This is a genomic window from Nonlabens sp. Asnod3-H03, from assembly GCF_045063665.1.
Taxonomy (GTDB): Bacteria; Bacteroidota; Bacteroidia; order Flavobacteriales; family Flavobacteriaceae; genus Nonlabens; species Nonlabens ulvanivorans.
This window is the reverse complement of sequence record NZ_JBEFOD010000008.1, coordinates 1,155,925-1,179,331: the sequence shown is the minus strand read 5'-3', so window position 1 is coordinate 1,179,331 and position 23,407 is coordinate 1,155,925. Positions and strand designations below refer to the sequence as shown.

Genomic DNA, 23,407 nt, shown 5'->3' with positions numbered 1-23,407 from the left:
CGTATTACGTCCGTATTCCATACCTTTGCTTTTTAATATTTATGGCTCCTTTTAGAGCAAATGTGCACATGAAAATAGAAGACTTAATTAATAATGTAGATGATCACGATCATTTATCATCAAACGAACAAACTCCTTTAAGACCTGACGCTTTTGAAAAAAGTGATGCAGAAAAAATAGAAATCATTAAAAAAGATGTCCACCATATCCTTGAAACACTAGGAATGGACATGACTGATGATAGCTTAAAAGGTACACCTAACCGTGTTGCAAAAATGTTTGTGAAAGAAATTTTTGGCGGTTTACGTCCAGATGCAAAACCTAGTGCATCTACCTTTGACAACAAGTATAAATACGGCGAGATGCTCGTAGAAAAGAACATTGTACTTTATTCTACCTGTGAGCACCACTTACTTCCTATAGTAGGTAGAGCACACGTTGCTTATATCTCAAACGGATCTGTCGTTGGACTTTCTAAAATGAACCGTATTGTAGATTATTATGCAAAACGTCCACAGGTTCAAGAACGATTAAACATACAGATTGTACGTGAACTGCAACAGGTCATGAATACAGAAGATGTAGCCTGCGTTATCGATGCAAAACACTTATGCGTTAATAGTCGCGGTATACGTGATATAGAAAGCAGTACGGTGACCGGTGAATTTGGCGGTGCGTTTAAAGATCCTATTGTACGTCGAGAATTTCTCGATTACATTAAAATGGAAACAAAATTTTAATTAGTATAGAATCGTAAGTTTGTAGATAGTTTTGCCCCATAAATTTTATTGGGTAAAAAGCTTTTATATTATGCTTTCGCGAAAGCGTATTTTTAAAAATCAATCACCTACAACTACTTCAAATAATATATAAATCATGGTGCGATATCAAGATCAAAAGCTCCAATTGTACAACTCTCTTACGGGAGAAAAAGAAATTTTTAAATCTATAAACGAAGGTCTAGTAGGTATGTATGTCTGCGGTCCTACGGTATATAGCAATGTACATTTAGGAAACTGTCGTACGTTCATTTCTTTTGACATGATTTATCGTTATTTACAGCATTTAGGTTATAAAGTGCGTTATGTGCGCAATATTACAGATGCTGGTCACCTAACTGATGATGCTGATGAAGGTGAAGATAAAATATCAAAAAAGGCTCGTGTAGAAAAACTAGAACCTATGGAAATCGTACAGCAATACACGCTAGATTTTCATAACGTTCTAAATAAATTCAACAATCTACCGCCTAATATTGAACCTACAGCAACTGGTCATATCGTTGAACAAATAGAAATTATCAAAACAATTATTGATAACGGATATGCTTACGAACGTAATGGATCTATCTATTTTAATGTTCTTAAATTTAATGAGGACCATGATTATGGTAAACTAAGTGGTCGTAAGTTAGAAGATATGATTGCTAATACTCGGGCGCTAGATGCGCAGAGTGAAAAAGATAATCCACAGGATTTTGCATTGTGGAAAAAAGCAAGTCCAGCACACATCATGCGATGGCCTAGTCCATGGGGCGATGGTTTTCCAGGATGGCATCTAGAGTGTACCGTTATGAGTTCAAAATATCTAGGAGAGACTTTTGACATACATGGTGGCGGTATGGATTTAAAATTCCCACATCATGAATGTGAGATTGCACAAGGTGAGGCAGCGCATGGCCACAGTCCAGTAAATTACTGGCTGCACGCTAACATGTTAACGCTTAACGGTAAAAAGATGTCTAAATCTACTGGTAATTCTATATTACCAGAAGAACTCTTTACTGGCGATAATGACTTTATGGAAAAGGCATTTTCACCTAGTGTCGTACGTTTCTTTATGATGCAAGCGCATTATAGAAGTGTTTTAGACTTTAGTAACGATGCGATCCTAGCAGCAGAAAAAGGATTCAATAGATTAAGTGAAGCCATTAAAACTATCGCTGATCTAACATCAAGTAAAGAAACCAGCATAGATGTGCCTGCATGGGTAGAGCGTTGTTATGCAGCCATGAATGACGACTTTAATTCACCTATTCTTATCGCCGAGCTTTTTGAAGGTACCAAAATGATCCATGCGGTTAAAGAAGGTAAACAAACGGCTACAGTTGCTGACATAGAATTGATTAAGGAAACATTTAATGCATTTTTCTATGATGTGTTGGGTCTAGAAACCAGTTCAAAAACGGGCTCTACAGACTCTAAACACCTGGATGGCGCGATGCAATTAATTATAGATTTAAGAACGCAAGCAAGAGCTAATAAAGATTGGGCCACTAGTGACCAGATAAGAGATCAATTAGTTGCTGCAGGTATTCAATTAAAAGATGGTGCAGATGGCACTACTTATACCGTAAAATAAAAATGAAGTATTCGATACTGGCATATCCGTTATTGTGGATTGTAAGGTTTTATCAAGTTGCGATATCTCCTTTCACACCAGCGAGTTGCCGGTACTCGCCTACTTGCTCTCATTATGCTGTCGGTGCCTTAAAAAAACATGGTGCTTTTAAAGGTGGCTGGCTAGCCCTTAAAAGAATACTGAGCTGTCATCCATGGGGCGGCAGTGGTTATGATCCGGTTCCCTGATTTAAGTTTAAGTTTAAGTTTAAGTTTAAGTTTAAAAGCTACATATTTTCCTTTTACTCACTTACAAGTTATTATACCATAAAATAGAAATATATCTAGGTCTCGACTGTCGCTAAACCAAACACGGCTTTTACTTTTATAATAATCATATTATATAACAACTTTAAAATCCGAAAATATCTTAGCCCACATTTTCATTCTTATTGCAAGACAAACTCACTACTCAAAAACTAAAACCTCACAACTAAAATCCTTAATTTAGCCACTCAATAAAAGCATATGTATTCATTAAAAGTTATCTGGAACCCATTAGAAGGGATTGATCTAGGATTTTTTACCATTCATTTTTACAGTTTATCTTACGTCATTGCCTTTGTTCTAGGCTGGTATATCATTAAACCAATTTTTAAGCGCGATGGTGTAGGAATGGATAAGTTAGATCCTTTGTTTATGTATACCGTTATAGGTTGCCTTGCTGGTGCGCGTATCGGGCATTACCTTTTTTATGAGACAGAGGTACTTTTTAATGACCCATTACACGTTTTACTACCTTTTTCTTTAGACCCATTTGAATGGACGGGATTTGCTGGTATGGCTAGCCATGGTGCAGCATTAGGAATCATCATAGCCATGTTTTTTTACAGTAGAAAACATTTAAAAAAACATATGTTTTGGGTATTGGACCGTATTGTAATCCCTACCGCAATAGGAGGAACTTTTGTACGATTAGGAAACCTATTCAATAGTGAGATTAACGGAAAGGAAAGTGGAGATTTCTGGGCTGGATTTAAATTTGTAAGGGATACGTCAGATCCACATGTGGCTGCCGCATTACAAAAAACGGGCTATACTGATACCGATAAAGCCATAGATACGGTCGTAAATAATCCGCAATTTACTGAGGTTCTAGAGTCCATACCTTTTAAACATCCTGCGCAGTTATATGAAGCTATATGTTATGTCGGTGTATTTGTAATTTTATATCTGGTTTATTGGAAAACAGAGAAACGTCATAAACTAGGTTATATCCTTGGCCTTTTCTTTGTTCTCTTATTTACAGTACGTTTCTTTATAGAGTTTATCAAAGCTTCGCAAACAAACGCAGATCAAGAACTGCTTTTAGAATACGGTTTAAATACTGGTCAATTCTTAAGTATACCGTTTATACTGATCGGACTCTTTTTAATGTTTAGTCCTAAAGGGCTATTCAAAAACCCAGAACCTAAAGCCAATGCGTAATTCAATCTTTACTATTATTATTGCTACTATGTCACTTACAGGTTGTCGCGATGAAAAATCTGCTTCCTTAAGTACTGACGAAATCTCTTTCACCAAAGAAGCTACAGGTTACTTGATCAAAAAAGCTACTCGAGATACTATACAAACTCTAGAGGTTGAAATTGCCGATACGGATTATGATATTCAAACAGGATTGATGTACCGTACCAGCATGAATAGTGATCAAGCGATGTTATTTGTTTTTAAAGAAGAACAAGAACTTTCTTTTTACATGAAGAATACGCAAATCGCTCTTGACATCATCTATCTTAAAGCAGATGGCACTATTGTAAGTTTTGTAGAGAACGCAAAACCTATGGATGAAACACTGTTACCTAGTGCTGGATCTGCACAATATGCCTTAGAAATAAAAGCTGGCCTTGCAGAAAAATGGGGCCTAGATGTAGGTGATGTTTTTGTTTGGGAATAGAAATAATCAAGTCTTACTAAGAAATATTCTGTCATGCTGAGTTTATCTCAGCATCTGATTTTACAGCGATGAAGACTTATTTTGCAACTCAATCTCTAGCTTTTCATGATCAGCAGATTCTGAAACGAGTTCAGAATGACAGATTTATTTTTTATACTATAAAACCCAATTTCCAGATAAATCATCCCAATCAGGATTATCTTTTTCTATGAGATTTATTTTCCACTGTCGATGCCAGTTTTTAATTTGTTTTTCACGGGTAATAGCATCATTAACATATTGAAATTCTTCAAAATAGACCAACTTATTAGCGTTGTATTTTTTAGTAAACTTTGATCCTTCCCCTAAACGATGCCTTAATAACCTATCGTCTAATCCTCCAGTCATGCCTGTATATAGTACTCCTAATTTTTATTGGTTAGGAAATAAACAGTATAATTATGATGAGCTCTTTTTGGCATAGATTTTAAATTTACTAAAAAAGACACAACACCTGTTATGCTGAATTTATCTCAGCATCTCTTACTACAGAGACGATGGATGATCATTTAGAACATAACTTAGTTTTACAGCACTAGCAGATTCTGAAACGAGTTCAGAATGACAGTATATAAAAAGAGCTTCTCAAATGAGAAGCTCTTTTAGATTTTTTAGTACGCTATTGCGAAAAAGTAATTCTAAACAACTCACTAAACTAACTTCTATGATTCATAAAAAAAGGAAAACTGTTTCTAGCTTTCCTTTTTTAATAATTACTTTATAATGACTGTGTATCGCATTACAAATGCTAGACTTTAACGAACGCGTTGCAAACGCGCGCGACGTGGGTTATCACTATAAAGGGCTTAATTAACCACTAAAACCTTTTGCAGAATCATTTTACATTTATCAAAATGAAAGTAATAATTAACAGTCGATTCATATTTATTGCCATCTTCTATGTATTCATAATTCAACTTTACAATTAAATCGTTAGAACTAGAACTATAAGTCGTTTTAAAGTAAAATCTGTCCACATCTAAATCGCTGCTTATCAACTCAGATTCTGTTTCTCCATTTTTAAAAAGAGCAGCTCCATTGATTGATTTGATTCCGTTTATGAAATCTTCTGGAAACACAAGATTTTGATACTTTAGAAAATCTTGGAGATTCAATTCATATAAATTTATTTCTTCTTCTGAATTAAAAGAAAGCAAGACTCCTACTGGCATCTTTCCATTATCAAAATCTATATAATTTTGCCATTTGCTAGGCTCGAGAATATCATTTTGAAAATCAAGAAAACCATCTGCATTAAAACAGTTATAATATTCACGATTAGCGGAATTATCAACCTGATTCAAACTTTTACAACTAAAAATCAAAGTACAAACTAACAATATTTTCATCATATTAATCTTCTTTTATGGTTCCAGTTTTGGAAACAGTTAAAACTGGCAATGTGTAATTTGGAGTATATCCATTCGGGTAATTAAATTGTAAGATGTCTTTCGAATATGCAGTGTAATTTACTGAATCATTCTGATTACCTCCTAAAAGTACTATTTTACCGTCCGATGTTATACCTGCCACAAAACCTACATGTCCACCACCTTTTCTACTTTTAGTAGCAATTGCCCCTATTGCAGGTTTAGTTAGGCTTACACCTAATGTTCTATAACTTTTAGCTCTAGCCTTATGTGTAGAATGATCCGCAGCATTTGGCACTGTCTCCATATCGTTTTGTTCCAAAGTCCAATTTACAAAAGCTCCACACCAAGGATTCTCCGTAGGAAGACCTGTTGTTTTCAAGTACTTATCTACTTTGGTTCCTCCATTTCTTTTAGTCTCTTTCACTCCTAATTGAGACCTTGCTGTATCCATCCATGGGGTAGCAGCCATTCTTTCTTGTTCGGCCTTTGCTGCTTCAGCTTTTTGAGCAGCAATCTTTTCGTCGCTTTTTTTAATGTACTCGGCTATTGCTTTGAAAGCGGCAATTAGTTTTTCCTTTTTCTTTACCTTATCGGGATCTGGACCATATCGATCAGGCCCTTCAGCTGCTCTACCATCCGGATCTATCATATTGATAGGGTTGTTCATGGTATAATTATAAGGTGAGAAGTTAGGGAACTGCTCTGCGAGTGGATCTACACTCATCCATATACTTAAACTAGGGTCATAATAGCGTGCTCCGTAATAATACATACCTGTTTCATTGTCCAGTTCTTTACCGTTGAACTTGAACTCGGTCTGGTAATATGATATGGATGTTTGCTCTGCCATGGTTTCTCCAAAGGGTAAGTTAAGGAAAAACTGGTACATATTTCCGTTTGCATCTGTGAGTGCATTTGTAGTTCCTAGATGGTCTGAAAATTACTTCTAACTTTCCTTTTCTATTTCCTAATATCACACGTTAACAACAATGAAACGTATTTTAAATGCTACATTATAACAAACGCGTTGCAAACGCACACGACGTGGCTAAATAAAATAACGAGAACTATTCAAAATCATTTTGTTTTCTATTGCTGAATTTATCTCAACATCTCATTTTATAGCGACGATGGATGATCATATAAAACAAAACTCAGTTTTACAGCGCCAGCAGATTCTGAAACGAGTTCAGAATGACAGTATAAAAAAAGAGCCTCTCAAATGAAAGGCTCTTTTTAAAAATTCAGATGTCTGTAATACGCTTTCGCGAAAGCGTAATTACTACATTATTAATAGTTGATATAAACCCAACTAGCTACATCTTCTGTTTCGGCATCGTTGTACTTAATTACATAGAAATAGGTTCCTACTGGAAGAAGTCCGTCGCCTGCTAATGCTCCTTTATTAGGCACACCAGCAAACTCTTCATAATTAGATGCTTTAGTTTCATAAACAGTACTACCGTTTCTATTAAATACGGTAAGCTCAAAATTAGGATATTGTTCTAAATTAGGAATAGAGAACGTGTCGTTAATTCCATCATTATTAGGTGAGAATCCTTCTGGTATAACTACTTCACATACTTCAACAGTAATGTTGAATGAGGTGTAGTCAAAACATCCTGTAGCGTTGTCTGTAATACGTGCATAGATCGTTTCTTGATCTGTTGATGCATAAGGCGAGCTTAATGCACTTGCTCCACTTTGTGCATTTGCCTCACTATTGTAGTAAGTAATAGTGTAGGCTGCTGCGCTCTGTCCATTTAATACTGCGGCGTCATAGTCTGCAAGTACTAAATCTAATTGATTTGTGATAGGATTAGTAGCACAATCAGACACGTCTGACACTGCTCCTATCGCTGGAGCGCTTAATACTTCTATATTAAATTGTCCTGTCTGGTAACAATCTTGATCTTGAGCGTTTGAAACACGAACAAATATAGCTTCTGGATTAGAAACATTATCATATGCTGCAGGAGTTGTAATCGCTCCTGTATTAGCATCTGCATCTGCCTGACTATTGAAAAAGGCAATATTAAAGTCTGCTGCTGACTGTGAACCTAATATGCCTGCAATTTGAGATGTTAAGTCAAATGTCTCTACTTGATCTGCAGATAAATCATCACAAAGTTCAAGATCTGCAACAGTATTATAATTCACTTCTTGGAAAGTAACATTTACTTGTTCTGTTTTAAAGCAAGAATTTACATTATCAAATACTCTTGCCCAAACCGTAGTACTAGTAGTAACCGCAAAAGCATCTGGTGTTAAAATAGGGTTCATGTCTGCTTGTGCGTCTGCATCACTATTGAAATAGGTCACATCATAATCTGTAGCGACTAGGCCATTTCTGATCTCATCATCTTTGGCTGTTAAGTCAACCGTAACAGATCCTGTATTTTGACAAACAATAATATCTGCTGGTTGAACACTTGTAATTTCTGGTGCCACATCGATACAAACTGTTTCTGTATATGTACAACCGAAACTGTCTGTTAATTCAAAATCATAACAATTTTGTCCTGCTGTAGTCGGTGTTACTGTAATGTCTGAACCATTAGTATTTGTTATATCAGGATTAGTCAACCATAGTTCTGTTACTTCACCTGGCTGATAAGAACCTGCTGTAGGTATGATTGCAGGATTAAAGTTAAGACCCCAATAAAATATATATCCATTATCAATTTGAAGATTATCTACAATATCTAAACACCATAAACCATTTAAAGTAGTACCTACCAAAGCAGAAAAAGGAGTCTCTGGTGCGTAGTTACCTGCTGGCATAGAGGTTCCGCCACCTACTCCAGGAGTAGAAGCATCTAATGTTGCCCCAGCAGATTCTGTAAACACATAGTCAAATCCAATACCAGGAGTTGTTGTACCATCATCTAGGGCATTCCCTAAGAATATTCCTCCACCACTGTTTGGATAATTAAGTAATTCAACTTGAGCTCCATTTGGCGCTGTTAATGTAATGTCTAAATCACCCATATAAGAGTGTTCCATATTAATGAAAATATCTACTAAGTCAGAACCACTTTGGAAAGTTGTTCCAGGATTAAAACCAGTAACATCGATACAAGTTTGATATGCTACACCACTTCCGTCTGGTAAGAATGTTTGGCCAGTTACCGGTGGAGCAACATCAGCAATAAATTGAGTTGTTACTACCTGACCCGATATCGTAGTTGATTCTCCAAAACACAAAGAGGTATCTGCAGCTAGCGTTCCAGTAAAATCTGGAGTAGTAGACACCAATACAGTAACATCTACTAACAATCTATCTCTACATCCTGTAGAATCAAAGGTGACGTAATCAATCTCATATATCCCAGGACCTGAGAAAGTTTGTGAAGCTGTAGTTCCAGAAACTACTGTACCATCTGCTAATCTATACTCATGTGTTGCACCAGTACCGTCAACACTGTAAGTTGAAGTAGCACTAAAAGAAACTGTCTCTCCTTGACAAACTCTTAATATACCATCGCCATCAGGAGCTGGAACTGTAGTCACCACATTAGATATTGTTTGACAACTATCAATACAAGCCATTGTTGCTTGCCATCCTGGTCCTGTACTGGTCGCATTTGAAATAAATCTAAATGTTAGACAACCTGAAGTATTTGCCGCCGAAGCCGTTATTACTGTTGGTGTAATAGCAGAATTAAATACGCCGATTGGTGAACCAGTAGCTGTATCTCCATCATAAGCCAAAAGAATATCACCACTTCCTACATTCCATAAAGTAAAAGTTGCCTGAACATCATCTGTTGGAAAAGGAGAACAAAAAGTTATTGTAAAATCTTCACCATTTGTATAGTCTCCCGCTAAACCGCCAGAATCAGTAAAATCCCCACTACAGGTTACGAAGCTACCGTCAGTCATGGCAAATTCTTGCGCAGTTGCTATCGTGGCTGTAAACAACAAGCTTAAAGTTAAAAGTAATAATTTTTTCATGAGTTAGAGTTTAATCTCAGTTAGTAATAGAGTGTTCTTGCTCTCGCTAAAACACCATGCAAAATAATAAAATAGTATGACACCAAGCTATATCATGAATAATTCTATTAACTTATTATTAAGAATGAACTTTTGTTTTAGATAAAAAGTAAAAAAAAGCTATTAATAGGTATAAAAAAACCGCTGTGAAAAATCACAGCGGTTTTAAATTTAGAGGAAAATGTTCTTATAATTCTTCCTTAGCCGGTTTAGGCTCTTTAGGAAGTAATTTACCATTTGACTTCTCCATAGTATCAAACATGATAGGAGTTGCAATAAATACAGATGAATACGTACCTACTAAAACACCTATAATTAATGCTAACATAAATCCTTGAATAGACTCACCACCAAATGTAAAAATAGCAAGAAGTACAATTAATGTTGTTAACGATGTATTCAATGTTCTAGAGATAGTACTGCTTATTGCCGCATTTACCGTACGTGCAAATTCCCAGTTTGTTCTCTCGTTAATAAATTCACGAATTCTATCAAATACAACTACCGTATCATTCAGTGAGTAACCAATAACCGTTAGTATAGCTGCAATAAAAGCTTGATCAATCTCCATATTGAATGGTAGAATATCATATGTTAAAGAGAATATACCTAATACTATTAATACATCATGGAACACAGCGATAACCGCTCCTAAAGAGAACTGCCATTTACGGAAACGAATTAATATATAAAGGAATACTACAATTAGAGAACCAAAAATAGCATATAGCGATCCTGTTAAGATATCATCTGCAATTGTAGGTCCTACTTGGAAGTTAGACATAATCCCATATTGCTTATCGTCTTTACTCACATCAACAAACGTAGCCATATCCATATCGGCTGGCATATATTGCTTCAAGTTTGCAAATAATTTGTCTTCAATCTCTTTAGTAACCTCAGCATCTACTCCATCAATACCATACTTTGTACTAATTTTCAATTGATTATCTGAACCATAAGTTTTAGCCTCTGCACTTCCGAAAACATCTTCTGCAGACAACATTTTAGTTACTTCAGTAGCGTTAACCGGTTGTTCAAAACGAACTGTATACGTACGACCACCTGAGAAGTCAATACCAAAGTTCAAACTCTTTGTAAATAATGAGATAGCACTAATCAATACAAAAGCAAGAGATATCATGTATGCTACTTTTCTCTTCTTTAAGAAATCAATATTTACATTTCTGAACCAGTTCTTAGTTATAGGTGTTGAAAATGCAAGTGACTTACCATTTTTACCGTACCCATCAATAAATAATCTAGTGATGAAAATTGCCGTAAATAATGAAGTAAGAATACCGATCATTAAAGTTGTTGCAAATCCTTGAATTGGACCTGTACCAAAAATGAAAAGAATTAATGCAGTAAGGAAAGTTGTAATGTTTGCATCAAGAATAGAACTTAAGGCGTTATTAAAACCATCTTTAATACTATCTGCTTGAGATTTACCTTTTGCTAACTCTTCCCTAATACGTTCAAAAATCAGAACGTTTGCATCCACAGATATACCTATGGTCAATACGATACCGGCAATACCAGGTAAGGTCAATACTGCCTTAAGAGAAGCAAGTGCACCAAAAATAAACAAGATGTTCACTACTAATGCAATATCTGCATAAAGTCCAGCTCTACCGTAATAAAACACCATCCAAACTAATACTAGTAATAATGCAATACCAAAAGACCATAAACCACTACTAATAGCCTCTTTACCTAAAGATGGTCCTACTACTGCTTTTTGAATAATTTCTGCTCCTGCAGGTAATTTACCAGCTCGTAAAACGTTTGCTAAATCTTCAGCATCTGCAACCGTAAAGTTTCCAGATATCTGGCTGCTTCCTCCTGTAATAGGTCCATTAGTAATACCAGGTGCACTATAAACAGTATCATCTAAAACTACCGCTATTTGAGACCCATTTTGATAAGCCTCAGTAGTCATGTCTTCCCAGATTTTTGCTCCTTCTGAGTTCATAGACATACTTACTACTACCTGACCACTCATTTCAAAATCTTGACGTGCATCAGTAATTACAGCTCCACCTAATGGCGCTTCACCTTCACGGTTAGAACGTATCGCATATAAGTCTGTAATTTCATATCCTAACTCATCATTTAATACTGGTAAACCCCACGCAAATTTAACGTTACGCAATTCTGCTGGTAATTTAGAACGAACTTGAGCATCATTTAAATAACCTACTATTAAATCTTTATCAGAAGCTTTAAAAGTTGCGATAACTGGACCTGTACCATTACCTGGCGCAAGCATTCTTGATAAGATTGGATTTTGGTCGTAATTGAACTCTGCGTCATCTCCTTCAACATCTGCTGTAACATCATTACCTAAGATATCACCTACTGCATCTACAGCCTCATCTGCAGCATCTTGAGCAGCGTCTGTAACAGCGTCAGCCACCTCGTCAGCTTCCGTAGAATCAGCTGGTTGAGATTCTTGATTTTTTGCAGCTAACTTTTCTGCCCAGTAAGTATCTGCTTCAATCACAAATTGTGAAACTTCTGAAGCCTTGTACACATGCCAGAATTCTAATTGAGCCGTACTTGTTAAGATATCTTCAACACGCTTAATATCTTTTGCACCTGGCAATTCAATTAAAATACGTCCTGAATCACCTAAACGTTGAATATTAGGTTGAGTTACACCAAATTTATCAATACGCTTTCTTAGTACTTCAAAAGCACTAACCATATATTCCTTAAGCTTCACTCTTAATTTAGGCTCAATTTCTGAGTTAGACATATTAAAGTCTATTACTCCATCCATTTCTTGATTAGAGAAAATATCAGGAGAGCCTAGCTTTGCACCATCGATAGCATTAAATTCTTCTAAGAAGTAGTCAAAGTAATCTGCCTGACCATCTTTTATACGCTCATCTGCTCGCTCTAAAGCCGTTCTGAAATCTGGGTCTTTAGATCCATCTGCCATACCTATTAATAGATCCTTTACAGAAATTTGAAGAATTACGTTAATTCCTCCTTTAAGGTCTAGTCCTTTTTGAAGTTCCTGTTCCTTTGCGTCGGCATAGGTAGTATATCCACCCCATACGTCTTTAGACGCAATAGAATCTAGATAAGATTTTGTAGCCTCATCTCTTAGTGTGGCTGCATTTTGATCATCTGCGTTTACAATTGTATTTGCATACGTATCTGCATCTCCTTCTACTTTATTAGTAATAAAAGTATAGGTTAATTGGTAAATACTTACCAATGCAAAAACGATCGCAAAAACTCTGATCAGTCCTTTATTTTGCATAATTAATTGTTTTTAATAAAATTTTTCAATCCGGCAAATATATAGTGAGCCATAGGATTGTATGTGATTTTTTTGATATAAATAATGGTATTCTTTAACGGTAAGAAATAGTTAAAGAAATAGACCTTGGTTAAAGGTTATAAAAAACAGAAAGAAAAAGTCTTTCTTAAGATAAAATGGGTCCAGCTCTCACAGCAGGAACAGCATATGGACGATTTGCTATAGTATGACCTAAAACACAATTTGTGTCCTGCAAAGAATCTATAAAAACAGTATCTAAACTTGGATATAATTCACCAGAAAAAAATGGGTGACTTACTTGAGAACCACGTGAATAATCCTGTTTGATTTCAAATAATAGTGCATTATCAGTATCTGCAAACCCACCTGCATCTTGCTGGATATCATACACATCCATTAACAACACCACTTCATCATCCTGAACAGGAACATCAGATAAAGGTGATTGTTGATTTATAAAGCCAGTAAATGCATCAACATCGATATGATTTTTAATACTAGTCACGCTAAGATCGCTATGGTAACTAATTTTGTAACCACCACTAGGTTGTAGTTCAGTTTTAATATCAACAACTCCAACATCGGTAAGTTGATTCTTCAATAAACTGAGAGAACACTGAACGTCTTCTGTAGAAATTGCATCATTATTAAAGTGTAATACAATTTCCTGATTAGGCATCATAGATTCCTGTTGCTGAACAACAAAAATTGAAATAAGGCCAATAAATATGCCTATGTACCATTTAAAACTCATGCGGCAAATATAACAAAATAGAACGTTCTAGAAATGATGGGCAAAAAGCTAATTCTTCTGCTTACGATAATGATATACCAAGCTGTCTTTTAACTCACGCTTTCGCGAAAGCGTAATACCAGTAACCACTGAAGAATAACATTTCTTCCATAAAAAAACCGCTCTAAAAATAGAGCGGTTTTAAGCTTTTACCAAAGGTAAATATTAGATAAGGCCGTTAGTTACTTTAACACCTTCGGCACTTTCTTGAAGTTTTGCCTTTTCTGCATCACTCAAGTTAATTTCAACAATTTTTTCAATACCGTTGCGACCTAACACAACTGGCACTCCTATACAAAGATCAGAAAGCCCGTACTCACCATCTAACAATACACTACATGGGAAGATTTTTTTCTGGTCACATGCGATTGCTTGCACTAATCCTGACACAGCTGCACCTGGCGCATACCATGCGCTAGTACCTAATAATTTAGTTAATGTTGCTCCACCTACCTTAGTATCTTCTAAAACTTGATTAAGTCTATCTTCACTTAAAAATTCACTAGCTGGCACTGAATTGCGAGTAGCTAGACGTGTTAAAGGCACCATACCTTTATCACTATGACCACCGATTACCATACCGTCAACATCTGATATAGGAGCTTCAAGAGCTTCTGCCAGACGATACTTAAAACGAGCGCTATCTAAAGCTCCACCCATTCCTATGATACGGTGTTTAGGTAAACCTGTTACTTTGTGAGCTAAATAGGTCATGGTATCCATAGGGTTAGAAACCACAATAAGAATTACATTAGGCGAGTGCTCCACTAAACTAGTCGCTACCGACTTAACAATTCCTGCATTAATACCTATTAACTCTTCACGAGTCATACCTGGCTTGCGAGGAATTCCAGATGTAATTACTGCGATATCACTACCTGCAGTTTTAGAATAATCACTAGTAGAACCAGTAATTTTAGTATCAAAACCGTTCAAAGAAGCCGTCTGCATTAAATCCATGGCTTTACCTTCTGCAAATCCTTCTTTAATATCTAAGATGACTACTTCACTTGCAAAGTCTTTAATAGCGATATACTCTGCACAACTTGCGCCTACTGCGCCTGCTCCTACTACGGTTACTTTCATTATTATATTTTTTAAATTTATTAAATTAAATGGTCTATCTGTTGGACTTCCAGCAGATTGTAAAAATACAAAACGGCAACCACAAATTAGAATTAGAGCTTATGAAATAAGGAATATATTAACAGGATTAAATTCTGAAAAATACACTGGCTGTTGCTGTACTATATTCTCCAAAAGTATAGTCTGCATTAATGTTAAATGCTCCTAGAGTAAGCTTTACACCTGCAGTTCCTAAAAAGCCATTGATATCTGTATCTACTGATATTGGATCTTCAACAGTTGCAGCTATAGGAAATATAACTGTATTAGAGGCAAATGTATACGTACCTAGTAAGTCCGTTTGAGTTGTTCCTCTATTATAATTTAAACCACCATAAAAATTAAGAACCTTATAATTAGTACTAACTATTGCTGATAGATTTAAACTACTAATTTGTGTCTCTATGGACTGATTTGCTCCATCAACGACAACTCCATCTTCAAAATCATAGGAAGCGTCTAAACGAGTATAACCAGCAAGAAATGATGCCGCTATAGGTAGCGTTGAATCATCACTAGGTTGTAAAAGTTTAGTAAATTCCCATTGTAGTCCTACCCCATACAAACTGGTTTCTGCCTCCTCAAAGGTTATTTTAGGAACTAACCTTGCTTTTAACTCTAGTCCAGCACCTAATCCTACACCAGCTTGTAAAAAAGCAGTAGGAACAAGATCTAAACCTTCATTACCTAAACCATTTGGTAAATTAATCACATCTTCTTGTAATAAAATCCCACTTGTAGCCTCTCTACTCCTTATTATTAATTGTTGTTCCATAGCGTTTTCTCCTAAAGCTGTCGCAATAGAACGTGGCGCTGTAGAGCCATCGCCAAAACTAACTTCTATATTTGCCGGCGGATTATTAGTGTTATCATAGCTATCTTGAATAATAGCCTCATATTCAGCAGGATCTAGAAGAAAATTCTTTTTACTATCAGGTGCAAATGTACCGTGGGCTTTAACCTGAATTTTAAATTTACCAGGCTTTAAAACTCGCGCGTCATCGTACCATCCAGAACTTAAGTTAAAACTTAATGCCTCACCTGCTGGTGCCATGTAGGAATTTGAATAACGTTCTCCAGCTTCTACACCAGCGGCTAGTATGTCTGAGAATCCGTCTTGAGCAGTTGTAATAATAGAACCTAATAAAACACTTATTAATAAAAAGAACTTTTTCATACCAATCATATTTTGTTTAATAATTACGAAAATAAAGAGTTAATGGTTCAATTAATGAAAAAGGCCCTTTAAATATAAAGGACCCTTTTTATTAAAATAATAAGAAACAACAATTACTATGCGTCAATATTTGCATAGATAGCATTCTTTTCAATAAATTCTCTACGTGGCGGCACCTCATCACCCATTAACATAGAGAATATACGATCTGCCTCTGGAAGGCTATCTATAGTCACTTGTCTTAAAGTTCTAAATTCTGGATTCATCGTTGTATCCCATAACTGATCAGCATTCATCTCTCCTAGACCTTTATAGCGTTGGATATTCACTCCACCACCAAAACTCTCTGCGATTTCATCACGCTCTTTATCAGACCATGCATATCGCTTCTTAGCACCTTTTTTTACTAAATATAAAGGTGGAGTAGCAATATATATATAACCTTTCTCAATCATTTCACGCATGTAGCGGAAGAAGAATGTTAATATTAAAGTAGCAATGTGAGAACCATCAATATCGGCATCACACATGATGACTACTTTATGATATCTAAGCTTTTCTAGATTAAGCGCCTTTGAGTCCTCTTCTGTACCTATAGTTACACCTAATGCAGTATAAATATTCCTAATTTCTTCATTTTCAAAAACCTTATGAGTCATGGCCTTTTCTACATTTAGAATCTTACCACGCAACGGCATAATTGCTTGAAATTCACGGTCACGACCTTGCTTAGCCGTTCCACCTGCAGAATCTCCCTCAACAAGGAACACCTCACATAACGTAGGATCAGTCTCAGAACAATCAGATAACTTACCTGGCAATCCACCACCACTCATCACGGTCTTACGCTGCACCATTTCGCGAGCTTTACGAGCGGCATGACGTGCCTGTGCCGCTAGAATAACTTTTTGCACAATCGTTTTGGCATCATTAGGATTCTCTTCTAGATATGCTTCAAGCATTTGAGAAACAGCTTGAGACACCGCACTGGTAACCTCACGGTTACCTAGTTTAGTTTTAGTTTGACCTTCAAATTGAGGTTCTTGAACTTTTACAGAGATAATAGCGGTTAAACCTTCACGGAAATCATCACCTGCAATATCAAATTTCAATTTATCAAGAAGACCAGACGCATCTGCATACTTCTTAAGTGTTGAAGTTAATCCACGACGAAAACCTGCTAAATGTGTTCCACCTTCATGAGTATTAATATTATTTACATAGGAATGAAGATTCTCTGCATAACTATCATTATAAATCATAGCTACTTCTACAGGGATACCATTTTTCTCGCCTTCCATAGAGATCACATCTGCAATGATAGGTTGACGCGTGTCATCTAGAAAACGTATAAATTCTTTTAATCCTTCTTCAGATTGAAAAACGTCTGTAACAAAGTTTCCTTCCTCATCTTTATGACGTTTATCAGTAAGAATGATTTTAATACCTTTATTAAGGAAAGCTAATTCTCTCAAACGATTTGCCAAAGTTTCATAGCTAAATTCAGTAGTTTGTGTAAAAATACTTCTATCTGGCAAGAAGGTCACATCTGTACCTCTTTTATCAGTATCACCTATTGCTTTAACAGGATACATCGCCTTACCACGTTCATACTCTTGCTCCCATATCTTACCGTCACGGTAAACAGTTGCTTTTAAATGATCAGAAAGTGCATTCACACAAGAAACACCTACACCGTGTAATCCACCAGAAACTTTATAAGAATCTTTATCAAATTTTCCACCAGCACCAATCTTAGTCATTACAACTTGTAGGGCTGAAACACCTTCTTTCTTATGTATTCCAACTGGAATACCACGACCATCATCGGTAACGGTAATACTATTATTTTCATTAATTGCCACTGTAATATTATCACAATGACCGGCAAGCGCTTCATCAATAGAATTATCTACCACCTCATACACTAGATGGTGCAATCCACGCACTCCTACATCACCGATATACATCGATGGACGCATGCGTACGTGCTCCATACCTTCTAGTGCCTGAATCTGATCAGCACCATATCCACTTTTATCGTTTTCTTCGCTCATAATTTGAGTGTAAATTTTACTTAAATTCCGTAACAAACAAATATAAGGAACCATCAAGGTTTATAGGCTTTTGAGCCTTATTTATGACCCTAAGTTATTAACAAATTATTAATATCAAATCTCTTTTTAATTGTTGATTTTTATAACTTACAGTCACTTAAACATCACCACATGAAATACTTTGTTTTTATATTTTCTTTTTTCACGGCAATTAGTGCTACTCAAGCTCAAGAAATAGCTTTTTCTAAAATAGATAAAAGTCCACTAGACGTGGTTATTCACAGAGACGACAACAATCAAGCTATCGCTCGCGTGATTTACAGTAGGCCTGCAAAAAGAGACCGCACTATTTTTGGAGAATTGGTAAAATATGGAGAAGTATGGCGTACAGGCGCAAATGAAGCTACAGAAATAGATTTCTTTTATGATGTAACCATAAACGGAAATTTAGTAAAAGCTGGTGCATACTCTATATACACAATCCCTGGTGAAGATAAATGGACCTTCATTCTTAACTCACAGACTAATCAATGGGGAACAAAACACGATCCTGAAAAAGATGTTTTAAAAGTAACGATGGATAGCATGCCATCACCGCAAACTATAGAAGAATTCTCAATCAGTTTTGTTGAAGATCCAGATGGACTTATTTTGTTTATGGGATGGGATGACACGCTAGTGAACTTACCTATACAAGTTGCTCAACTTTAAGGTATATTTAAATACTTGTGTGTTTGTAAAGAGACGTGCCATTCTGGATTATCCATTACAAACTCTGTAATTAAAGGAATCATCTTTTCACGTACAGACCATTCTGGTTGCAAATAAAGCTTACAGTTTGAGGAAACTTTTTCGGCTTCCGCTTTCGCGAAAGCGAAATCATGCTTATTAAATATTATCACCTTAAGTTCGTGAGCTGCCTCATAGACTTCAGGCAATGGCATTTTCATTTTTTTAGGAGATAGACAAATCCAATCCCAAGAACCTGAAAGCGGATAAGCACCGCTGGTCTCAATATGAACCTGCATTCCTTCACTTTTAAGTCCTTTAGTTAAGGGCCCCATATCCCATGTTAAAGGTTCTCCACCAGTAACAACGATAGTCTTACTGTATTTTGCCGCATTAGCAACAATAGCATCAACCGCTGTAGGTGGATGTTTTTCTGGGTCCCAGCTTTCCTTCACATCACACCAGTGACAACCTACATCACAACCACCTACTCTTATAAAGTATGCTGCTTTTCCTGTATGACTACCTTCACCTTGAATTGTATAAAACTCTTCCATAAGCGGAAGCATTTCACCCTTTTCAACTGCTTGAGAAATTGATTTTTCTAACATACTGCAAAAATAAGACTTATATATAATCGGCGACCATTTATATTCTAGTTAAATTTTTGATCTTCATTTTAATTGAAAATCTTTTATCTTTTATTTGCAAAATGAAAAGAAATATACTGTTACACATTTTATTATTAATAAGTTTTTTGAGTGCCGCGCAGGTAGGAATTAATACAGACACACCTGATGATGGTAGCGCATTACAAATAGAAAGCACTACTGGTGGTTTGGTGCCTCCCAGAATGAACACCTCTCAAATGCTTTCTATACCTACACCACTCGAGGGCAGTATTATTTTCAACACGACAGAATCTGCGCTTTTTATTTTCAACAATGGAAGTTGGGAATCAAAGAAAAATAATTCTAGCGTTGTACTTAACAGAAACTTTGCTGGTTCTGAAACGATTCCATCAAATGGCACCTTCAACAATTTACCTATAGGAGCGTCAACATCAGAAATAGTTGAAACAGACACTGCTGACTTTACTATAAATGGTGACAGCAGCATTACCGTATTAAAAAACGGCATCTATCAGATATCTGGCGGTATATCTATACGCAGTATGACCGCTGGAACTCATAAATATATATTGGCAGCTTTTATAAACGGCTCTCGATCTGGTTATTTAAGTAGAGGTTATACAACTTTACCTAGTTCAGATTACTGGGGTACATCAGGTACAGTAACACTTAAGTTAAATGCAAATCAGACCATCACGGTTGAATTTTGGCTAAATAGCGGCAGTACAGAGAACCTAGACTTTTGTAATATCAGTATCGTAAAACTGAATTAAACTGCAGAGTTTATTGTCTCATAAATTTACAAATTCCCAGACGGGCTAACTTTGTTACGTCTTAATTTGATTATTTTTGATTTTAAATCAACTTATAATGTCAGATAAAGATTCTTTACATAAAATAATAACTGAAGGTTATAACCCAAAAGGTGACTCAATCATCATGGGTGCAGCCATGCTCAACGGTGAAACCTTAACGGGTGCACATGTAAAAATCCCACTTAAGACCATGAACAGACATGGCCTTATCGCTGGTGCAACAGGAACTGGTAAAACTAAAACCCTGCAAATCATAGCAGAACAGCTTTCTCAAAAAGGAATTCCATCTTTATTAATGGATATTAAAGGTGACTTATCGGGTATAGCTGCCGCTAGTGATGGACATCCTAAGATTGATGAACGCCATGAAAAAATAGGCCTTGATTATACCGCACACAATTCTCCTGTCGAGATCATGACCATCTCTGAGCAAGAAGGAATAAGAATGAGAGCAACGGTCAGTGAATTTGGGCCGGTATTGCTTTCGCGAATTTTAGACGTAACAGAAACTCAGGCAGGAATTATTTCGGTAGTATTTAAATATTGTGACGATAATAAATTACCACTATTAGATTTAGAAGATCTTAAAAAAGTATTACAATATGCTACTGGAACAGGAAAAGAAGAGTTTCAAGCAGAATATGGGCGTATATCAACTTCTTCAACAGGAGCGATTTTAAGAAAAATTATTGAACTAGAACAACAAGGCGCAGATCAATTCTTTGGTGAACGCAGTTTTGAAGTAAAAGATTTAGTACGTAGAGACAGAGAAGGACGTGGTTATGTTAATGTAATACGTCTGACAGATATTCAAGATAGACCTAAATTATTCTCAACATTTATGTTGAGCCAACTGGCGGAGATTTATAGCACATTCCCTGAGCAAGGTGATGCAGATCAACCAGAACTCATCATGTTTATTGATGAAGCGCATTTGATTTTTGATCAAGCGAGTGGTGCTTTATTAGATCAAATAGAAAGTATTGTAAAGTTAATACGATCAAAAGGTATAGGTCTTTATTTTGTAACTCAAAATCCTACTGATATACCTGAAGGTGTTTTGAGTCAGTTAGGTCTTAAAATTCAACATGCATTACGTGCATTTACAGCAAAGGATCGTAAAGCTATTAAACTGACTGCTCAAAACTATCCTGAAACAGAATTTTATGATACTGCCGAAGTATTAACTTCTTTGGGAATTGGAGAAGCTTTAATATCTGCTCTAGATGAAAAAGGAAGACCTAGTCCACTTGCGGCAACTCTTTTAAGAGCACCAGCGAGTAGAATGGATGTGTTAACCGACAGAGAGTTAAGTGACCTCATCGCAGACTCTGAACTGACTGATAAGTACAATGAAGAAATCAATCGTGAAAGCGCTGAAGAAATTCTTCAAGAGAAAATAGAAAAAGCAAACGAAGACGAAATAAAAGAAAAGGCTAAAGTAGAAAAAGCCAAAGCTAAAAAAAGCTCCTCTAGACGCACTAGCACTAGACAAAACCCTATTATTAAAGTGCTTACTAGTGCCAGTTTCATAAGAGGTGTCATGGGAATATTAGGAAAAGCTCTCAAGTAAAATTTATAATCATTTTAATCGTTTGTTATCATAACTAAAAGTAGTTTTGCAACTTCAAAAAACCCACCGCATGAAAAAGACTCTCTTATTACTTATCCTAGTCATCGCAGTAGCATCCTGTACTAAAAAACAAAATCCATTTGAATGGAACAAAGATCGAGTAGGACATCTGACTAAAGAAATGATGGTTTATCAATTAGACAGCTTATACTCTAATGATAGTATTGTAAAAAACATCAAAGGTGATGAATTCAGTAATGGACCAAGTGCTATTGAAATTTATGAAAAAGGCGGTAAACATTTGTTGACACTTACACCTGTGGAAGAGGACAGCACATCTACAATCGAATATGTACGCATAAGGGATAATCGTTATACTACAGAAAAAGGCATCACTATTGAAAGCGATTATAAAACGATAAGTTCTGCATACAATGTATCTAGTATTGATAATATGATAAAAGATGCTGTCGTAAGAATAGACGATCAAAATTTTTACTTTACGATCAGTAAAGACTTGTTGCCACCAGAAATCAGATTTGATATGACGGCACCTATTGAAAAAACAATGATTCCTGATACAGCCGCGCCTAAATATGTTTTTGTAAGCTGGTAAAATTATTTCATGAAACAATTATTACAAAAAGCCATACCTAAACTGTATGGCTTTTATTTTAACCTCATTAGCCTATTCTCTAAGAAAAAGGCAGCACAATTAGCTCTAGAAGTTTTCAGTACTCCACGTAGAGGTCGTATTCTAGAACATCAAGCTACATTTTTAAACACGGCACGTCAACAGCGCATCACGTCTGAAGATTGTCTCTATATGCTTTATCATTGGAAAGGTAATGGTCCTACTGTCTTATTAAACCATGGATGGGAATCAAACGCTTTTAGATGGAAATATTTATTTGATGATTTAAAGAAATTAGATTTAAACATTATTGCTGTAGATGGACCTGCTCACGGTAATTCTAGCGGCAAATTATTTACCGCTATTAAGTACTCAAAGGTTATCAAATCTACCATTGAATTGTATGAACCGGAAATAATCATTTCTCATAGTGTAGGCGCGATGGCGACCATTTATAATGAATACCACCATCCTTCTCCTAGTCTTAAAAAATTAATTTTATTAGGTGGCCCTAACTCACTAGAGACAATTATGCAAGACTATCAAAAGCTACTCAGTTTCAATAACCGTGTTTATAATGGGTTAAACGCAACGCTAAAAGAGAAATTTGGTTATGAAATAGAGAAATTTAATGCTGCAGATTTTGCAGTAAATATAGAAGCTGACACATTATTATTACATGCTCAACAAGACGCAATAGTTCCTTGCTCAGCGAGTAAAGCTATTGCAGGACGCATGAAAAATGCTACCTATATTGAGACACAAACAGGTGGCCATAGTTTGCATACTGAAGAAAACACTAAGCACATTCTTGATTTCTTATCAAAAGCTTAATTAGAGTCATTTTAACAGAGTTATTATTGAGATTGAATT

Annotated in this window: 20 protein-coding genes; 10 read left to right on the top strand and 10 right to left on the bottom strand. The window is 35.9% G+C overall.

The window, feature by feature from the left end; genetic code table 11:
- Window positions 1–68 precede the first annotated feature (68 nt).
- From folE to ACJJVI_RS08500, 5 genes are all read left to right on the top strand, one after another.
- Window positions 69–740 carry a GTP cyclohydrolase I FolE gene (gene folE / locus ACJJVI_RS08520; RefSeq protein ID WP_042248377.1) on the top strand — a complete coding sequence of 224 codons (672 nt, stop codon included), beginning with the start codon at window positions 69–71 and terminating at the stop codon, window positions 738–740.
- A gap of 136 nt (window positions 741–876) precedes the next feature.
- Window positions 877–2,361, top strand: coding sequence for a cysteine--tRNA ligase (cysS, locus tag ACJJVI_RS08515; RefSeq protein ID WP_042271152.1), 1,485 nt, complete (start codon window positions 877–879; stop codon window positions 2,359–2,361).
- Window positions 2,362–2,363: 2 nt separating this feature from the next.
- Window positions 2,364–2,588, top strand: coding sequence for a membrane protein insertion efficiency factor YidD (gene yidD, locus ACJJVI_RS08510; protein WP_036581885.1), 225 nt, complete (start codon window positions 2,364–2,366; stop codon window positions 2,586–2,588).
- 279 nt (window positions 2,589–2,867) lie between these two features.
- Entirely contained in the window at window positions 2,868–3,827 is a 960-nt protein-coding gene (gene lgt / locus ACJJVI_RS08505; protein WP_317290849.1) for a prolipoprotein diacylglyceryl transferase, read from the top strand.
- The gene (locus ACJJVI_RS08500; RefSeq protein WP_405351443.1) at window positions 3,820–4,296 is read left to right on the top strand and encodes a DUF192 domain-containing protein; all 477 of its coding nucleotides are present in this window, start codon (window positions 3,820–3,822) and stop codon (window positions 4,294–4,296) included. Before lgt ends, ACJJVI_RS08500 begins: the two co-directional genes overlap by 8 nt.
- A 156-nt stretch (window positions 4,297–4,452) precedes the next feature.
- Here the strand turns inward: ACJJVI_RS08500 and ACJJVI_RS08495 are convergent, their stop codons facing one another.
- The 9 genes from ACJJVI_RS08495 to gyrB form a co-directional block, all read right to left on the bottom strand.
- The gene (locus ACJJVI_RS08495; RefSeq protein ID WP_405351441.1) at window positions 4,453–4,683 is read right to left on the bottom strand and encodes a GIY-YIG nuclease family protein; all 231 of its coding nucleotides are present in this window, start codon (window positions 4,681–4,683) and stop codon (window positions 4,453–4,455) included.
- Between the two features lie 458 nt (window positions 4,684–5,141).
- The gene (locus tag ACJJVI_RS08490) at window positions 5,142–5,684 is read right to left on the bottom strand and encodes a hypothetical protein (RefSeq protein WP_405351439.1); all 543 of its coding nucleotides are present in this window, start codon (window positions 5,682–5,684) and stop codon (window positions 5,142–5,144) included.
- A 4-nt stretch (window positions 5,685–5,688) separates the two neighbouring features.
- Complete coding sequence (locus ACJJVI_RS08485; protein WP_405351437.1) at window positions 5,689–6,597, bottom strand: TIGR02594 family protein; 909 nt, start codon at window positions 6,595–6,597, stop codon at window positions 5,689–5,691.
- Window positions 6,598–6,998: 401 nt separating this feature from the next.
- On the bottom strand, window positions 6,999–9,665 hold the full coding sequence (locus tag ACJJVI_RS08480) for a gliding motility-associated C-terminal domain-containing protein (RefSeq protein WP_405351435.1): 2,667 nt from the start codon (window positions 9,663–9,665) through the stop codon (window positions 6,999–7,001).
- A 226-nt stretch (window positions 9,666–9,891) separates the two neighbouring features.
- Window positions 9,892–12,978: a protein translocase subunit SecDF gene (secDF, locus tag ACJJVI_RS08475; RefSeq protein ID WP_405351433.1), complete on the bottom strand. Its 3,087-nt coding sequence runs from the start codon at window positions 12,976–12,978 to the stop codon at window positions 9,892–9,894.
- 166 nt (window positions 12,979–13,144) lie between these two features.
- Complete coding sequence (locus ACJJVI_RS08470) at window positions 13,145–13,753, bottom strand: hypothetical protein (RefSeq protein ID WP_405351431.1); 609 nt, start codon at window positions 13,751–13,753, stop codon at window positions 13,145–13,147.
- A 204-nt stretch (window positions 13,754–13,957) separates the two neighbouring features.
- Window positions 13,958–14,878: a malate dehydrogenase gene (gene mdh / locus ACJJVI_RS08465; protein WP_036581898.1), complete on the bottom strand. Its 921-nt coding sequence runs from the start codon at window positions 14,876–14,878 to the stop codon at window positions 13,958–13,960.
- A gap of 127 nt (window positions 14,879–15,005) precedes the next feature.
- Window positions 15,006–16,094 (bottom strand): DUF6588 family protein, encoded by a 1,089-nt coding sequence (locus tag ACJJVI_RS08460; RefSeq protein WP_405351429.1) that lies wholly within the window; start codon window positions 16,092–16,094, stop codon window positions 15,006–15,008.
- Between the two features lie 116 nt (window positions 16,095–16,210).
- Window positions 16,211–18,151 carry a DNA topoisomerase (ATP-hydrolyzing) subunit B gene (gene gyrB / locus ACJJVI_RS08455; RefSeq protein ID WP_036581900.1) on the bottom strand — a complete coding sequence of 647 codons (1,941 nt, stop codon included), beginning with the start codon at window positions 18,149–18,151 and terminating at the stop codon, window positions 16,211–16,213.
- Window positions 18,152–18,322: 171 nt separating this feature from the next.
- Here gyrB and ACJJVI_RS08450 point away from each other — a divergent pair, with 171 nt between their 5' ends.
- Window positions 18,323–18,862 (top strand): DUF2911 domain-containing protein, encoded by a 540-nt coding sequence (locus ACJJVI_RS08450; protein ID WP_042248176.1) that lies wholly within the window; start codon window positions 18,323–18,325, stop codon window positions 18,860–18,862.
- Here ACJJVI_RS08450 and ACJJVI_RS08445 read toward each other — a convergent pair.
- Window positions 18,859–19,491, bottom strand: a complete 633-nt coding sequence (locus tag ACJJVI_RS08445) for a 7-carboxy-7-deazaguanine synthase QueE (RefSeq protein WP_405351427.1) — start codon at window positions 19,489–19,491, stop codon at window positions 18,859–18,861. The genes ACJJVI_RS08450 and ACJJVI_RS08445 overlap by 4 nt on opposite strands.
- Before the next feature lie 101 nt (window positions 19,492–19,592).
- Here ACJJVI_RS08445 and ACJJVI_RS08440 point away from each other — a divergent pair, with 101 nt between their 5' ends.
- The 4 genes from ACJJVI_RS08440 to ACJJVI_RS08425 all read left to right on the top strand — a co-directional run bounded on the left by ACJJVI_RS08440 (window position 19,593) and on the right by ACJJVI_RS08425 (window position 23,368).
- On the top strand, window positions 19,593–20,285 hold the full coding sequence (locus ACJJVI_RS08440) for a hypothetical protein (protein ID WP_405351425.1): 693 nt from the start codon (window positions 19,593–19,595) through the stop codon (window positions 20,283–20,285).
- A gap of 97 nt (window positions 20,286–20,382) precedes the next feature.
- A complete protein-coding gene (locus ACJJVI_RS08435) occupies window positions 20,383–21,900 on the top strand; it encodes a helicase HerA-like domain-containing protein (RefSeq protein ID WP_405351423.1) in 1,518 nt (505 codons plus the stop codon).
- 70 nt (window positions 21,901–21,970) lie between these two features.
- The gene (locus tag ACJJVI_RS08430) at window positions 21,971–22,516 is read left to right on the top strand and encodes a hypothetical protein (RefSeq protein WP_042248164.1); all 546 of its coding nucleotides are present in this window, start codon (window positions 21,971–21,973) and stop codon (window positions 22,514–22,516) included.
- Window positions 22,517–22,525: 9 nt separating this feature from the next.
- The gene (locus ACJJVI_RS08425; RefSeq protein WP_397303308.1) at window positions 22,526–23,368 is read left to right on the top strand and encodes an alpha/beta fold hydrolase; all 843 of its coding nucleotides are present in this window, start codon (window positions 22,526–22,528) and stop codon (window positions 23,366–23,368) included.
- Window positions 23,369–23,407: the final 39 nt, after the last annotated feature.